Here is a 14,430-nt window from a genome sequence, read left to right on the forward strand (position 1 = left end):
GCTCACCGTGACCGCCCTCTCTGGATCCCGCGCCACCGCCGTCCTGACCGGTGCCCGTGCCGGGCACCGCGGCGTCGGCGCCTTCAACGTGGTCCTGCTCGAGCACGCCGAAGCCATCGTCGAGGGCGCCACCCTGGCCGGTGTCCCGGTGATCCTGCAGATCAGCCAGAACTGCGTCGCCTACCACGGTGGCCTGGAGCCGCTGCTGCTGGCCACCCTCGCTCTCGCCGCCCACGCTCCGGTTCCGGCGCTGGTCCACCTCGATCACGCCGACGACGTCGACCTCGTGCGCGCAGCCGTCGCTGCCGGCGTGGACAGCGTCATGTTCGACGGATCCCGCCTGCCGTATCCGCAGAACGTCCGCCTGACCCGCGAGGTCGTCGAGCACTGCCACGAGCACGCGGTACCCGTCGAGGCGGAACTGGGCGAGGTCGGCGGCAAGGACGGCGTGCACGCCCCGGGCGCGCGCACTGATCCCCTCCAGGCGGCCGCCTTCGTCACGGCCACCGGCATCGACAGCCTCGCCGTGGCCGTCGGCAGCTCGCACGCCATGACCCAACGGGTGGCCACCTTGGACCTGGACCTGATCGCCGCACTGGCCGGCGCGGTATCGGTTCCCCTGGTGCTGCACGGCTCCTCGGGAGTACCGGACGATCAGCTGTCGGCCGCTGTGCGCGCAGGCATGACTAAGGTCAACATCTCCACGCACCTCAACGGCTTGTTCACACAGGCCGTACGCGAGGTCCTCGGCAACGACCCAGCCGTCGTGGACCCTCGCAAGTACCTCACCCCCGCCCGCAGGGCGGTCGCGGCGGAGGTCGAGCGCCTGTCGCGCCTGCTGGCTGAAGCATGAGCGGTGAGGCTCAGCAGGCCGCGTCATAGGCATCGAGCAGCTTTTGGGCGATGCGACCGCGGTCGGAGACCTGGTGGTCGTTCTGGCGCAGCCATGCACGTACCGCGTTCATGTCACGACCGGTGCCTTGCGCGCCGACGGTACCGCTTCTGCGTGAGGTGCCCGTGCTCCTGCCGCCGCTGCGAGCGGTGCTGATGCGGCGGGGCGTTCTCGATCCAATCGTGGAAGGACTTCTCGATGGCTGCCGCGTGGTTCTCGTTGAGGTCGATCTCATACGCCACGCCTTCAACGCGAAGGTGATCGTGCGGGTCGCTTCCAAGCCGTTGATGTCACCAGTGAGGATCACTCGAGCCTCTTGATCCAGGGTTCGAAGCATGCGACACCACGACGATCCACCCATGCATCGTGAGATGCTCAGCGAGCGTCGCCACCCGACGTGCAGCGTCCCTACCGGCGAACTCCTCCGACAAGGCGTGCGGAACTGCAGCACGCGTCGGCACTGTCCTTGCGAGCGGGTTCCGAGGTGAGAACCCGCTGAGTGCCGACGAGCGCGTCCACCGCCGCAGTGGCGCCACCTTGAGCGAGTACTACGAACAGCGGCTGCGCTCCCCGGCCACCGCCGGCCACCGCGGCACCCGCGGCGCGGTGCCACGAGCACGATGCCCAACGTGTCCCTCACCTCCGCGCTGGCCGGATCCTCTGGCGCGGTGGCGGCGATGCCACAGGCTGTCGCTGCGGGCGGTGACGTGTGGAACCCGGCAACGCGCGATGATGTCGTCTCCAGCGGCGCTCGCTTCACCGCAGGAGGCGGCCCTGCTGCGCAACCCCCGCACACAGCTCCTGTGACCCGCAGGCTCAAGGGTCGTTCGCTGCTCCTGCCTCATCTTCGCCACCGACAGACAATGCTCGGGGCATCCTGGTTGCGTCGTGCATTCTGTTGAGGCCGCTACCGTCCTCCAGGGCGGCGGTCGGGGCGGCGGTCGGGGCGGCGGTCGGGGCGGCGGTCGGGGCGGCGTTCGGTGAGGTAGATGCCTACTCGGTGTGGACACCACCGTCATCGACACCGTTCGCATTGGCGACGGCTGGGTCGACGGCGCCACCTGCCGACGCACGCGGCCCGGGTGGTGGGCGCACTGCTCGAGCAGGGTGAAGTTGAGGTCAGCGTGGGTCGCCGCTTCGCGCTCGCACGGCAGTTCGAATCCGTCGCGGTGGACGAAGCAAGCGAGCTGGACCAGGCAAGCGGTGGACACGTGCGGGTCTCGATCACATCTCAGTCACCGCAAGTGCGCCGCTCGTGTAGCGCGCCGAGTCTGCGCGTGGCTCCATGGAAGGTGCGCACCCCGCGCAGCTCGCAGCCAGTACGCGATGAGGAGGACGCGATGCCCCGAACACCCACCACCGGTCACCCACTCGGCCATTCCCTCGGCCATCCCGCCGATCAGCGGCACCAGAGCCACCAACGCCCACCCGATCTCCTCTTGGAGCCCGGTACCCGTCACGGCGTTCCTGCCGAGCGACCCCCACGAGCATCCCAAGCGCGACCCACCGCTGAGGATGAGGTGGTGGCGTTGCGTGGCAGCGACGGGTTGACCGCCGTCGAGCGTGAGGCGCTGGCGCACCGCTACGACGTCATCGTCCGCACCGCTTCCTGATCCACCAGCACGCAATCCATTGGCACTCCAGTTGTCGATCCATCTCTGACCTCCCCACCGGCCCTGTCGGCCTCCGGCGCACCGCCCGGAGCCCAGGCTCTTCCTGCCGGTGGGGACGACACCCCGCACCGCGCTCGACGCGCCCGCCGCCGACTGCTGACGCGCGCTCGGTGTGATGCGCGTTCGGTGTGATGCGCGCTCGGTGTGATACGCAGAAGCTCCACCCCGCCCTCGCGGCAGCTTCCCCGCATCCTGGGGTGATCCGCGGCTACGGGTGCGCGTCGTTTCACCCAACGGTGACACCGCCGGACGCGCGATGAGTCTCATCCCTCGAACGCCCGAGCGCCACGCTGTCGGCTGCCCAGCCGGCGATTGAGCATCCGAAGGCGCCGCACTCAACCAGCCCTCAGCCGCTGGGGCGTGGGGTCCGGTGTGCACCTCAGCGCGGTGGACGGCGCAAGGCGGCCAGGGCGCGCGCGACAGCAGGGTTCCAGCTGCCGGCGGCGATCGCGGTGAGCACCTCCTGCGCGGACAAGCCTGCTGCGGCGGCGATCAGCGCCTCAGCCTTCGGCACCTCAGCCCATCCTGGCTCCACGACCGGCGCCCGCGGCGGTGTCGGCATGGGCCGGGCAGCTGGGTGGGCAGTCACCGCTGCCACGACGGCGGCGCCCACATCGTGTGTGGCTGCGACCGCGTCTGCGGCGGCGTGTGCGTTCGCGTGGGCGTCGGTGAGCGCCCGCGCCAGCGCCCGGTGCTCCCGCGCGCTCCAACCTGCCCGGGCGAAGGGCAGCAGTGCAGTGCCGTCCACCGCGGGGTCCTCCACCAGGGGGCCGGGGTGGGGGCCTCGCCAGGTGGCGAGCAGGGCGGGGGTGAAGCCGGCGTGGTGCCAATAGGCGATGCCCGCCACGCTGGGGCGGTGCAGGGCTGCGGCGGTGTACGGCAGCAGCTGGCGCAGCTGCTCGCGCCAGCTGCTCATCACGGCTTCGTCGATGCCGTGCAGCGCTGCTTGCACCGTCTCCAGTCGGGCGTGGTGTTCCGCGGCCAGCCCTGCTGATGGAACTCTGCTGCGGTAGGCGTCGGCGAGCGTGGCGGCCGGGGAGGCCATCGCCCACGCCTGCCACACCATGCGCTCCCAGGACGTTCGGTACCAGACCGTCCGCTGCCAGGTCCTCCGCTGCCAGGATGCGCTGACGTCCGCTCCGGCGTGCGTGGAACCAGTGATCAAGGTTTGCGCCAAGGCGGCATCCCCGAAGGCGGCCTCCAGCACGCTACCGGCGTCCTGGTCGGGCGCTCGGTCGAGGATGAGGTGCAGGGTACGGGGCGCCTCGGCGCGGGCGCTCGCCACCTGTGGGTCCTCGCGCAGGCACAGGGTGAGGGTGTGCCACACCCTGGTGCTCGGCTGACCGGCGACACCCAGTGGCCCCACCGGTGGGCTCTGCTCGTCCTCGTGCAGGTGCACGCTCCACCCGGCGAGCTCGCAAGGCCCGGCAGCAGGCTGCTGCGCCGATGCCATCAGCGATGCCTGCAGCGATGCGGACGGTGACCCGGATGGCGAGCCCATGGGCGAACTGGATGGGCCGGGCGGACTAGGCCATGTCTGGTAGATCATGGGGCGGGGCGGTTCACTGGTCGACATGGCACAGACCGAGGTGCTCACCGATGCAGCGTGGGCGCGCATCGAGCCGATGCTGCCTTCGACGAAGCCGCAGCGAGGTGGTCGCTGGCGAGATCACCGGCAGATGATCGAAGCGATCGCGTGGAAGTACCGCACCGGCTCGCCCTGGCGAGAGCTGCCCCAGCGGTACGGGCCGTGGCAGACCGCCTACGACCGCTTTGCGCGCTGGGCGGCGGATGGCACGTGGCAGCGGCTTCTCGAAGCGGTGCAGGCCGATGCCGATGCCGCCGGGGAACTGGACTGGCTGGTGGCGGTGGACTCCACGCTCGTGCGGGTGCACCAGCACGGCGCCAACACGAGCCGGAGCGCACCCCCGGGGGGCTCACCTGGTCTGGACGGCGATCGCCGGAGCCGGTCGATCACGCGATCGGCCGCTCCCGCGGAGGCTTGACGACCAAGACCCACCTGGCCGTCGACGGCCGCGGCCGGCCGCTGGCGATCGTGCTGACGGCCGGCAACGTCAATGACACGAGCATGTTCGCGACCGTGCTGGGCGAGATCCGCGTGGTCCGCAGCGGTCGGGGTCGACCGCGCACCCGCCCACGGCAAGTGGTCGCAGACAAGGGCTACAGCTCGCGCGCCAACCGGCGCCTGCTCGCCGCCCGCGGCATCACAGCCACGATCCCCGAACGCGCCGACCAGCTCGCCAACCGCGGCGCCCGCGGCAGTTCAGGCGGGCGCCCGTACCGCTTCGAGGCGCGCACCTACCGCCAGCGCAACGTCGTCGAGCGGGCCTTCAACCGCCTCAAGCAGTGGCGCGGCATCGCCACCCGCTACGACAAGCACGCCCACCACTACCGCGCCGGGCTGGTGTTGGCCTCGCTGCTGCTCTGGCTCAAGTGAAGATCCGTCAGACGTGACCTAGCGCACTGCCCGCTCCTGGCAGCTGGTGGCACGTTGGGAATCTGACTGGAGCCGGTTCAGCAGGGCCAGCGGATTCAGCAGGGGTGCTGGGGCCCGAGGGTCACCGCCGGTGCTGCGCTCACCGGGGTCGTCCACCACGGTGCGTCATCTGCTGGCTAGGGTCGAAGGCGTGTCCCGCAACGCCGCACCGGTCGCCTTCGCTCTCACCACCGTCGCCGCCGTGGCAGCTGTGATCGTCGCCGCGCTCGTGCTGCCCGAGCGGGTCCCCACGCACTTCGGCGCCACCGGCGACGCGGACGACTGGAGCTCGCGCGCCGGAGCCGTCACGTTCCTGGCCCTGCTCACCGCCGGCATGGCCGGGATGTTCGCGGCCTTCGCCCGCGGCAGCGCGCGGATGTCGATGGAGTGGGTGAACGTGCCCCACAAGCAGCGGTGGATCGAGGCGGGGCTGGAGGCGGAGTTGCGCCGGCGGCTGCGCGAGGACCTGCTCCTCTTCGGGGCGGGCACCAACGTGCTGGTCCTGTCCACGACGCTCGCGGTGATCCAGGCCGCACGCTCGGGCGCCGACGCGCTGCCGTGGTGGTGGGTCACGGTGTTCGCGCTGTGGCTGGTGGCGACGATCGCGCACGCGGTGTTCATGCAGCGGGTGCGCTACCGCCTGGAGCGGGTGGTGCGCTGAGGCTGACTGACCCCACTTCCCGGGCTCTGCTGCCTGAGTGGTGCTGCCCGACCCTGCTCGTGACTGCCGGTGCCCGGCCCCGTGTGGGCCCCGCTGCAGGCGCACCAGCCGGCAGGAGTACCGGAGAGTGCGCCGTCCTCGGTGCTCGCAGGCACGACGTGCAGGCGTCGGCGCGTGCGATGAGCTAGCGGCGGCGACCACGGCGCTTGATGTGGGCCCTTGAGCGGGTTATGTCCGTTGGACGCTGTGTCCGTCGCCGTGCACAGGCGCCGTACCGGTCCAGCAGGTGGGAGGACCGGGGTGCCGGGGTGCCGGGGTGCCGGGGTGCCGGGGTGCCGGGGTGCCGGGGTGCCGGGGTGCCGGGGTGCCGGGGTGCCGGGGTGCCGGGGTGCCGGGGTGCTAAGTCTTGACCCTTCGAGGTCATCGCACGTCCTGCGACATGCTGGTCACGGGGTGAGCAGGCGGCCTACGGCGTCGACGACCACCTGCCGCCGGTGTTCGCGGGTGCTGCCGGTGAGCAGGTCGTCGAACTCGGGCACGGAGGAGTGCCACACGGCGGCGATCTGCAGCACCAGGCCGAGCAGTTCCTCCGGCAGCCAGTGCCCGGGCAGTCGCCCGTCGGCTTGTGCGGCGGCGATGGCCTCGATCTTGGTGCGGTTGGACTGCTCGATCGAACGCAGCCGTGCGGCGGCAGGAGTCGTGCCGTCTGTACCGGTCTGCTCGAGGCGGTGCCAAGCTGCTATCCGCTGCACCTCCGGGTGGTCGACGTAGGAGTCGAAGAGGCGACCCGCGTAGCCGGGCAGGTCGTCGACGTCCATCGGGACGGTGGAGGTCGTGCGCTCGACGAGGGCGTCAAAGACGGCGGCGAACAGTCCGTCCTTGCTGCCGAAGTAGTGGTAGATCTGCGCCTTGTTCGACCCGGCGGCCGCGGCGATGCGCTCGACGCGGGCGCCGGCCAGGCCGCGGGCTGAGAACTCCTGCGTCGCCGCCTGCAGCAGTCGTCTCCTGGTCGCCTCCGCGTCTCCCGCCATGTGGCCAGCATATCGACTAACCGTTTGGTTGACGTCGGGTGCGCTCGGGCGTACTGTCGTGCTTGTCAACCAAACGGTTAGTCAGGAAGGTGAGAGCTTCTCGTGTCCAAGGTCTTCCTCATCACCGGCGCCTCCCGCGGCCTCGGTCGCGCCATCGCCGAAGCCGCTGCTGCGGCCGGTCACCGCGTCCTGGCCACGGCTCGTCGCCCGCAGGACCTCGACGACCTCGTCGCCGCCTACTCCGGCGCCCCCGACAGCTCCGGCGACGGCTCGCCCGATGCTCCTCGGGGCCGGGTGCTGGCCGCCGCCCTCGACGTGACCGACGCGGCCGCTGCTCAGCGCGCCGTCGCGGCAGCCGTCGAGGCCTTCGGGCGCCTGGACGTGCTCGTCAACAACGCCGGCTACGCCAACCTCGGCAGCATCGAGGACACCCCCCTAGAGGACTTCCGCGCTCAGGTGGAGACCAACCTGCTGGGCGTGGTCACCCTCACCCAGGCCGCTCTGCCGGTGCTGCGCCGCCAAGGCGGTGGGCACGTCATCCAGGTCTCCTCCATCGGTGGGCGTGGTGCGGCCCCCGGGCTGAGCGCCTACCAGGCGGCCAAGTGGGCCGTCGGCGGGTTCTCCGAAGTCCTGGCCCTGGAGACCGCGGGCCTGGGGGTCAAGGTGACCGTCCTGGAACCCGGGGGGATGCAGACCGACTGGGCGGGCTCCTCGATGAGCGAGCACCCGGCCGGCGAGGTCTACGAACCCCTCATGGCGCAGATGCGTCGGCTCAACGACAGGCTCGCCTCCGGCGGCTCGGCCAGCGATCCTGCCCGCGTTGCCCAGCTCGTCCTGCGGGTCGCCGCCATGGAGCAGCCGCCGCTGCGCCTGCTCGTGGGTGCCGACGCCGTCGACATCGCCGCCACGATCGCCCGCCGCCGCGCGGAGGAGGACGCGCGCTGGCGCGAGCTGTCGCTGTCGGTGGGTCGCGAGGACGCCGCGGAGCTGGACCTGTCTGTGCTCGGCCACTGACGCCGACGCTGCTCACCGCCCACGCCCACGGGAGTCAGCGCCGACCGGCGGTGCAGCTGGCGGCCCTCGGTGCGACGTGCCGGGCGCATCGAGGGCTGAGCTGAGTGCCGAGCCGAGCGACCGCCTGCGCAGCCGCAGGTGGTCGCTCGCCTCTCCAGGCGGTCCACGAGCAGCTGACCCTCGCCACGGGGCGCCGCTCACGGGTGGAAGAGGCCGCTCACGGGTGGAAGAGGCCGCTCACGGGTGGAAGAGGCGCTCCACCTCGATGAGGGCGTCGTCGAACTGCTGCCCGATCCGGCTGAAGTCGTCGCCCCCGGCGCAGGCGGTGAGCGCTTTCTCCAAAGCGGCCAGTACGACCGCGCACGGCAGCCTCGCCGACGCAGAGCCCTCCGCCCGGCGGGTGCGCCGGGCCACGACGAGGCAGAGCTGGTCGATCCACGCGTCGTGCTGCTGCAGGTCACGACGGCGCAGTTCGGGTCGGAGCGGTTGAGGGCAATGACGGTGCGCATCAACGCCTGGTCGACCAGGACCGCCTCCACGACGACGTCGAGGCTGGGGCAGTGCCTGCAGCACCCCCTCGCCGGCCGGGCGCTGGCTCCAGCGCTCCGCGGCCGTGGCGCTCAGGCGTTCCATCGGTTGCAGCACGGCGTCTACCGTGGAGGCGATGTAGCTGAAGAATGCGCGCCTCGACACCCCGACCCGCGCGGAGATGACCTCCGCCGTGGTGGCGGCGAAACCGTGCTGCTCGAAGGTGGAGATCGCGGCTGCGGACAGTTCCGCACGGATCGCCTCTCGTGTGCGCTCGCACCCCCCTTGGCCGTGGTGGGAGGCATCAGGGGGATGGCGGGCACTGCGATGCCGCCAGCTGAGCGCCTCTGGTTGTTGCTGATGGCGCGTCAGTGAGTGCGTTGGTGTCAGTGCATCGTAGGGTCTGTGATCGCGCCCTCGATCATCCACACCTCGGTGTCTTCGAGGTCATCGCCCTGCAGGACGGCGCCGCCCACATGCCCCCCTCGGCCTCCCCGGGCGCCGACTTCACCGAGCACCCCGACCTGCTGGACCAGGGCGGCACCTACCTCATCCACATGGGACATTCCCGGTGTGCAGCCCAGGCGGCGCCGTCTTCGTCGACGCCGGCGAGGCAACCATGCCCTTCCCGCTGCGAATCATCCAGGTCGACGGGCTGACCAACCCGCCCGAGCACCCGATGACCTCAGGGAGCCTGCCGATCGCCCTGGCCCGGGCGGGCGTCGTCCCGGCCGAGAGCAGCGCCGTCCGCTTGAGGCACCTGCACCTGGATCACACCGGTTGCCTCATGCACGAGGAAAACCCTTACTCCGCAACGCAACAGTGCACTACGGTCAGCAGCACTGGCAGGTCCAAGTGGCCTGCGTCCCCGCCGACGACCCCGCCAGATCGTGCAAGCCGTCCACGCTGCGGAGGTCCTGCGTCCGAACGCCGATCCGTCCGCTCACCCCGGCGGCGACGGCCACGTGGACGACGCGGATGACGCGGACAGCGCGGCGGGGACCGCCGACGTCGATGCGGACGTGGAAGTGTTGCCCGGCATCCGCGCTGTGCCGGTCGCAGGCCACACCCCGAGCAGCCACCTCATCCCGTTGGACTCGCAGGGGCAGCGGCTGATCTTCGGGGGGACCTGTTGGAGCACCCGGGGCAGCTCTGCGACGCCGGCATCTACTTCGTGAACGACATCGAGCGCTCAGCGCGCCCGCGCCCACCTCTTCGAGCAGGCACTGAGCCAGGACATGATCCTGGTCGCCGCGCACCTGAGCCACCCGGTGTTCCGGCGCATCAGCGCACGAAGCACCTGGCTCGATGCCACCAGCGCCCGGTAGAAGCAGCAGCGCCCGGTAGGAGCCGCAGCGATCGGTGACGTCAGCGGCGCCCGAGGCGGCGAGGATCGCGCCCGACGGTGGTCATCGTGCTGATGTCCCGGGCCCCGCAGAACCGTAGCGTCCTCGGCGCGGCCGGCCACGCACCGCCGCGCCCACCTCATCCACGCCGGGCCTCCCGCACCCACCGGGCGCCCGGCGGTGATCCCCAGGGAGACCTCATGAGCCTCGCAGCACCAGCAACCTCCCTCGAGCAAGCGCCGGGCCGCTACCGCTCCGACGAGGCGTCGACCGAGTTCGCCGAGCACGGCGGCTACCGCTACGCCTACCGGCGGTTCGGCCCCCGTGGCGGGACGCCCCTGGTGCTGTGCCTGCGCTTCCGCGGCACCATGGACCACTGGGACCCCGCGTTCCTGCAGGTCCTCAGCGACGAGCGCGACGTCATCGTCTTCGACAACCGTGGGCTGAACCTCACCTCCGGCCCGCCCGCGCAGTCGATCGAGGAGATGGGTCGGGGGCTGCTGGACCTGCTGGACGCGCTGGGCCTGGCCGCTGTCGACGTCCTCGGATGGTCGCTGGGCGGGATGGTCGCCCAGGCCGCGGTGCTCGCCCAGCCGCAGCGCTTCCACCACCTCGTCGTCGCCGGCAGCACCTCCCAGGGAGTGCCCGGTCAACCCGCGCCCGAGCCGAAGGTCTGGCAGGTCGCCGGTCGCGGCGCCAACGACGACGAGGACTTCCTCTACCTCTTCTTCCCCCAGACACCAGCGGGCAGGGCCGCCGGGCTAGCGTCGCTGCGCCGCCTGGACCACCGGCTGACCACGTCGCGAGCGGTCGTCTCGGCTGAGGGGGTGCAGGGGCAGCTGACCGCCATCCGCGCCTTCACCGAGGGCTTCTGGTCCCGGCTGCCGGAACTGCGGCTGCCGGTGCTGGTGGCCAACGGCTCGCACGACGTGATGATCAACGCCTACGCGACCTACGCGATGTCGACGAGGCTGCCGAACGCGCGGGCGGTGCTGTACAGCGACGCCGGGCACGCCTTCCTCTTCCAGCACGAAGCCGAGTTCGGCGAGCAGGTCCTGCGCTTCCTGCGCTGACGAGGCGCCGGGCTCCAGGACACCTCCTGCTCACACCTCCCGCTCCTGCACCACCGTCTCGACCGGCCCACCGGCGTCCCACCGGGGAGCACCTGCGGGTCGGCCACCGTCCCGCGTCAGCACCACGGCGCGACCGCCGTCGCCGGGGGATGGCCGGACTCGCGTCCCGGCGTTCCACCGGCGACGGCGGCCAGTCGCCGTCAGCGGTGGACGACGACCTTGCCGACGGTGCGCCCGGTCTCCACCAGCCGGTGCGCCTCGCGCAGGCCCGCGGCGCTGAAGTCGTCGATGGCCGTGGTCATCGTCGTGCGCACCCGGCCAGCGTCGACGAGGGCCGCCACCTCGCCGAGCAGCCGCTGCTGCTCGGCGAGGTCCGGGGTGGTGTACAGCGATCGGGTGAACATCAGCTCCCAGTGCCAGGCGATGCTCTTGCTCTTGAGTGGGAACAGGTCCAGCCCCACCGGGTCGTCGATGGCCACGATCTGCCCGAACGGCTTGACGACCTGCGCGAATGCCTCGACGTTGCCCGTCGAGTTCGGCGAGAAGAGGAACTCCACGCCCTCGGGGGCCACCGCCTGCACCGAGGTCACCAGGTCGTGGTGGTCGATGACGGCGTCGGCGCCCAGCTGCTCCACCCAGGTGCGCGAGGCCGGCTTGCCGGCGCTGGCCAGCACCCGCAGCCCGGTCAGCTGCTTCGCGAGCTGGACCATGATCGAGCCCACGCCGCCGGCGCCGCCGAGGACGGCGAGGGTGCCGGTGGAGGAGGCGCCCAGGCGCAGCCGCTCGAAGAGCGACTCCCAGGCGGTGATGGCGGTCAGCGGCAGCGCGGCGGCCTCGGCGAAGCTCAGGCTGGCGGGCTTGCGGGAGACGATGCGCTCGTCGACGGCCTGCAGCTCGGTGTTGGAGCCGGAGCGGGTGATGTCCCCGGCGTACCAGACCTCGTCGCCCGCGGACAGGCTCGTCACGGAGCTGCCGACCGCCTCCACGGTGCCGGCGGCGTCCCAGCCGAGGACCTTGGGGGCCTGCTGCGGACCGAGGCCGGAGCGGACCTTGACGTCGACGGGGTTCACCGAGACGGCCTGCACCCGCACGAGCACGTCGTGCGGGCGCAGTTCGGGGACTTCGACCCGCACGTCCTGCAGCGAGGCGGGGTCGGAGATCGGCAGGCCGTCGAGGGCGGCGACGGCGTTCACGGTGCTCGGGGTGCTCATGGTGGTCATCCTCTGTGACGGTGCTGGAGCGGTGCGGGCGGGGTCGGTGCGGGGTGCGTGCGGGTGGTCAGGCGAAGCGCCCGCCGCCGTCGACGTGCAGCGTCGTGGCGGTCAGGAACGGGTTGGTCATGGCGAACAGGGCGGCTTCGGCGAGGTCCTCGGGGGTCCCGGTGCGGCGCGCGGGGTTCGCGGCCGCGGTGCTGCGCAGGAAGGCCTCCTTGCGCTCGCCGAGGCCGTCCCAGGAACCGGAGTCCACGACCCCGGGTGAGACGGCGTTGACCCGCACCGGCGCCAGCTCCACCGCCAGCGCCTGGGCGAGGAAGGCGACGGCTCCGTTCGCGGTGGCCATCGCGACCCGCTCCGCGGCCGGGCGCCAGGCGATGAACCCCGAGAACAGGGTCAGCGAGGTCGTGATGGGCAACCGCCCGGCCAGCAGCGCGGGGCCGAACACCTTGGCGTCGAAGGCGCGCACCAGGGAGTCGTGGTCCAGCGCGGCCAGCGGCACGTTGGCCGGAGCCGCCGCGAGGTTGACGACGTGGTCGACGCCGCCCAGCCGCCCGGCCAGCGCGGCGATGGAGGCCTCGTCGGTCAGGTCGACCTGCTCGCCGGCGGCCCCGGCCGCCTCGGCGGCCGCCGCCACCTTGTCGGGCGAGCGCCCGGCCACCACGACGCGGGCGCCGGCCCCGGCGCTGCGGCGGGCGGTGGCGACGGCGATGCCACCGGTGCCGAGGACGAGGACGGTGCTCCCGAAGAGCTGTCCGGGAAGCGGTTCGGGGAGTTCTTGGCTGGTCACGACCGGCTCAACGTCCCGCTGCACCGCCCTCGTCCCGTTCCGCGATGGACCTTCCCTGGCAGACCCATCGACTCCGCTCATGCCTCCGTCCGTGCCGGCGCTCAGCGCGCCGACGGGGCCTCGTACCAGGGAGCGATGACCGCGCGGGCCAGCGTGTGCCCGGAGAGGGTGAACATGAGCAGCGCCGGGGTCGCCTCGGGGTCGACGCCGACGTGCTCGACGTCCAAGGCGTGGACGGCGGTGAAGTAGCGGTGCGGGCCGTGCCCGGGTGGCGGGGCTGCTCCCAGGTAGCGCGCCAGGCGGGCGTCGTTCTTCAGCTGCAGCGCCCCGGCCGGCAACCCCGCGCCGGTGCCGTCGCCGGCTCCGGTGGGCAGCGAGGTGGTCGTGGCGGGCAGGTCGGCGAGGGCCCAGTGCCAGAACCCGCTGCCGGTGGGCGCCGACGGGTCGTAGACGGTGACGGCGAAGCTGCGGGTGCCGGCGGGGAACCCGCTCCAGGACAGCTGAGGGCTGGTGTCGGTGCCGCCGGCGCCGAAGATGCCGGACAGCTGCGCGCTCGCCAGCGGCTCGCCGTCGGCGACGTCGGTGCTCGTGAGCTCGAAGGAGGGCACCTGCGCGACGGCGGTGTAGGGGTCGGGGACGACGGTCGTGGTGCTCACGGTTCCTCCGGTTCAGGGTTCAGGGTTCAGGGTTCAGGGTTCAGGGGTTCTGGTCCCGGTCAGGGGACGAGGACGGCGCGGAAGCGCGCCTGGTTGGACACCATCCGCTCGTAGGCCGCGGGCGCCTGCTCCAGCGGGAACTCCTCGACCATCGCCCGCACCCCGCTGAGCGCGGCGAAGGCGAGGGTCTCCTCGACGTCGGTCGCGGTGCCGGACGGGTGCCCGGACACGCTCTTGGCCGGGGTGATCAGCTGCAGCGGGCTGACCGGCATCGGCTCGGGCTCGACGCCGATGACGAGCAGTTCGCCCTCGTCGCCGAGGCCGTCGAGGGCGGTGACCATCGCCTCGGAGCTGGCCGCGGTGGCCAGCGCCGCCCGCGGCGCGCCGAGCCGGCGCAGGGCGGCAGGCACGTCCTCCGCGGTGGAGTCGACGTACTCGTGGGCTCCCAGGTCCAGCGCCAGGCGCCGCTTGGCTTCGCCGCGGGCGACCGCCACCACCCGCAGGCCCATCGCGGCGGCGAACTGCACCCCCAGGTGGCCGAGCCCGCCGAGGCCGACGACGGCGACGGTGTCACCGGCCCGCAGGCCGCTGCGGCGCAGCGCGTTGAACGTCGTCACCCCGGCGCAGGCCAGGGGCGCGGCCTCCACCGCGGTGAGCCCGTCGGGGATGCGGGCCAGGGCGTTGGCGGGCACGAGGATCGCCTCGGCGTAGCCGCCGGGGTAGGCGACACCGGGGATCTGCGTGTTCTCGCAGTGCAGGAACGTGCCCCGCCGGCACGGGTCGCACCAGCCGCAGTGCCCGCCGTACCAGCCGACGGCGACGCGGTCGCCGACCTGCCAGGGGCGCACGTCCTCGCCGACGGCCTCGATGCGGCCGGCGATCTCGTGGCCGGGCACCAGCGGGAAGGGGTCGGCGCCGAAGGCGCCGGCGAGCACCTTGGAGTCGGTGTGGCAGACCCCGCTCGCCTCGATGCTCAGGCGTACCTGACCCCGTCCCGGTGCCGGCACCTGCCGCTCGAACAGGACCAGCGGGGCGCCGGGGGCGGCGGACTGCGC

13 protein-coding genes are annotated in these 14,430 nt (G+C 72.1%); 5 read left to right on the forward strand and 8 right to left on the reverse strand.

Translation table 11 applies throughout. The features are described 5' to 3' along the window. Positions 1 to 7 precede the first annotated feature (7 nt). The gene (locus tag ACRYM2_RS00370; RefSeq protein WP_432519049.1) at positions 8 to 853 is read left to right on the forward strand and encodes a class II fructose-bisphosphate aldolase; all 846 of its coding nucleotides are present in this window, start codon (positions 8 to 10) and stop codon (positions 851 to 853) included. Between the two features lie 10 nt (positions 854 to 863). Here the strand turns inward: ACRYM2_RS00370 and ACRYM2_RS00375 are convergent, their stop codons facing one another. Both ACRYM2_RS00375 and ACRYM2_RS00380 read right to left on the reverse strand, forming a co-directional pair. Beyond that, entirely contained in the window at positions 864 to 1,229 is a 366-nt protein-coding gene (locus ACRYM2_RS00375) for an Lsr2 family DNA-binding protein (protein WP_432519051.1), read from the reverse strand. 1,715 nt (positions 1,230 to 2,944) lie between these two features. Beyond that, positions 2,945 to 4,162: a hypothetical protein gene (locus ACRYM2_RS00380; protein WP_432519052.1), complete on the reverse strand. Its 1,218-nt coding sequence runs from the start codon at positions 4,160 to 4,162 to the stop codon at positions 2,945 to 2,947. Between ACRYM2_RS00380 and ACRYM2_RS00385 the strand changes: the two genes are divergently transcribed. Then, positions 4,140 to 5,023 (forward strand): IS5 family transposase gene (locus tag ACRYM2_RS00385; RefSeq protein ID WP_432519054.1). Its coding sequence is split into 2 segments (ribosomal slippage): positions 4,140 to 4,488 and positions 4,488 to 5,023, totalling 885 coding nucleotides; the frame shifts between segments, so codons are not numbered across the junction. The genes ACRYM2_RS00380 and ACRYM2_RS00385 overlap by 23 nt on opposite strands. Positions 5,024 to 5,213: 190 nt before the next feature. Next, on the forward strand, positions 5,214 to 5,723 hold the full coding sequence (locus ACRYM2_RS00390; protein ID WP_432519055.1) for a DUF1648 domain-containing protein: 510 nt from the start codon (positions 5,214 to 5,216) through the stop codon (positions 5,721 to 5,723). Positions 5,724 to 6,169: 446 nt separating this feature from the next. On the opposite strand, the gene ACRYM2_RS00395 is transcribed toward ACRYM2_RS00390, so the two are convergent. Next, positions 6,170 to 6,754, reverse strand: a complete 585-nt coding sequence (locus ACRYM2_RS00395; RefSeq protein ID WP_432519057.1) for a TetR/AcrR family transcriptional regulator — start codon at positions 6,752 to 6,754, stop codon at positions 6,170 to 6,172. A gap of 102 nt (positions 6,755 to 6,856) precedes the next feature. On the opposite strand from ACRYM2_RS00395, the gene ACRYM2_RS00400 reads away from it, so the two are divergent. After that, a complete protein-coding gene (locus ACRYM2_RS00400) occupies positions 6,857 to 7,768 on the forward strand; it encodes an SDR family NAD(P)-dependent oxidoreductase (RefSeq protein ID WP_432519058.1) in 912 nt (303 codons plus the stop codon). A gap of 237 nt (positions 7,769 to 8,005) precedes the next feature. Here ACRYM2_RS00400 and ACRYM2_RS00405 read toward each other — a convergent pair whose 3' ends face one another. After that, positions 8,006 to 8,725: a TetR/AcrR family transcriptional regulator gene (locus ACRYM2_RS00405; protein ID WP_432519059.1), complete on the reverse strand. Its 720-nt coding sequence runs from the start codon at positions 8,723 to 8,725 to the stop codon at positions 8,006 to 8,008. Between the two features lie 1,117 nt (positions 8,726 to 9,842). Between ACRYM2_RS00405 and ACRYM2_RS00410 the strand changes: the two genes are divergently transcribed. Further along, complete coding sequence (locus tag ACRYM2_RS00410) at positions 9,843 to 10,715, forward strand: alpha/beta fold hydrolase (RefSeq protein WP_432519060.1); 873 nt, start codon at positions 9,843 to 9,845, stop codon at positions 10,713 to 10,715. A 200-nt stretch (positions 10,716 to 10,915) separates the two neighbouring features. On the opposite strand, the gene ACRYM2_RS00415 is transcribed toward ACRYM2_RS00410, so the two are convergent. From ACRYM2_RS00415 to ACRYM2_RS00430, 4 genes are all read right to left on the reverse strand, one after another. Continuing rightward, entirely contained in the window at positions 10,916 to 11,926 is a 1,011-nt protein-coding gene (locus ACRYM2_RS00415; protein ID WP_432519061.1) for a zinc-binding alcohol dehydrogenase family protein, read from the reverse strand. 67 nt (positions 11,927 to 11,993) lie between these two features. Beyond that, positions 11,994 to 12,719, reverse strand: a complete 726-nt coding sequence (locus ACRYM2_RS00420; protein ID WP_432519063.1) for an SDR family oxidoreductase — start codon at positions 12,717 to 12,719, stop codon at positions 11,994 to 11,996. Between the two features lie 101 nt (positions 12,720 to 12,820). Further along, the gene (locus tag ACRYM2_RS00425; RefSeq protein WP_432519065.1) at positions 12,821 to 13,375 is read right to left on the reverse strand and encodes a YbhB/YbcL family Raf kinase inhibitor-like protein; all 555 of its coding nucleotides are present in this window, start codon (positions 13,373 to 13,375) and stop codon (positions 12,821 to 12,823) included. Positions 13,376 to 13,434: 59 nt separating this feature from the next. Beyond that, on the reverse strand, positions 13,435 to 14,403 hold the full coding sequence (locus ACRYM2_RS00430) for an alcohol dehydrogenase catalytic domain-containing protein (protein ID WP_432519141.1): 969 nt from the start codon (positions 14,401 to 14,403) through the stop codon (positions 13,435 to 13,437). Between the last annotated feature and the right edge of the window lie 27 nt (positions 14,404 to 14,430).

Origin of the sequence: Kineococcus aridisoli (genome assembly GCF_050871885.1) — a bacterium.
GTDB lineage: Bacteria > Actinomycetota > Actinomycetes > Actinomycetales > Kineococcaceae > Kineococcus.

Coding starts and splice junctions, on each gene's coding strand:
- ACRYM2_RS00375 (WP_432519051.1), bottom strand. CDS start 1,229: ATGCTTCGAACCCTGGATCAAGAGGCTCGAGTGATCCTCACTGGTGAC.
- ACRYM2_RS00395 (WP_432519057.1), bottom strand. CDS start 6,754: ATGGCGGGAGACGCGGAGGCGACCAGGAGACGACTGCTGCAGGCGGCG.
- ACRYM2_RS00415 (WP_432519061.1), bottom strand. CDS start 11,926: ATGAGCACCCCGAGCACCGTGAACGCCGTCGCCGCCCTCGACGGCCTG.
- ACRYM2_RS00410 (WP_432519060.1), top strand. CDS start 9,843: ATGAGCCTCGCAGCACCAGCAACCTCCCTCGAGCAAGCGCCGGGCCGC.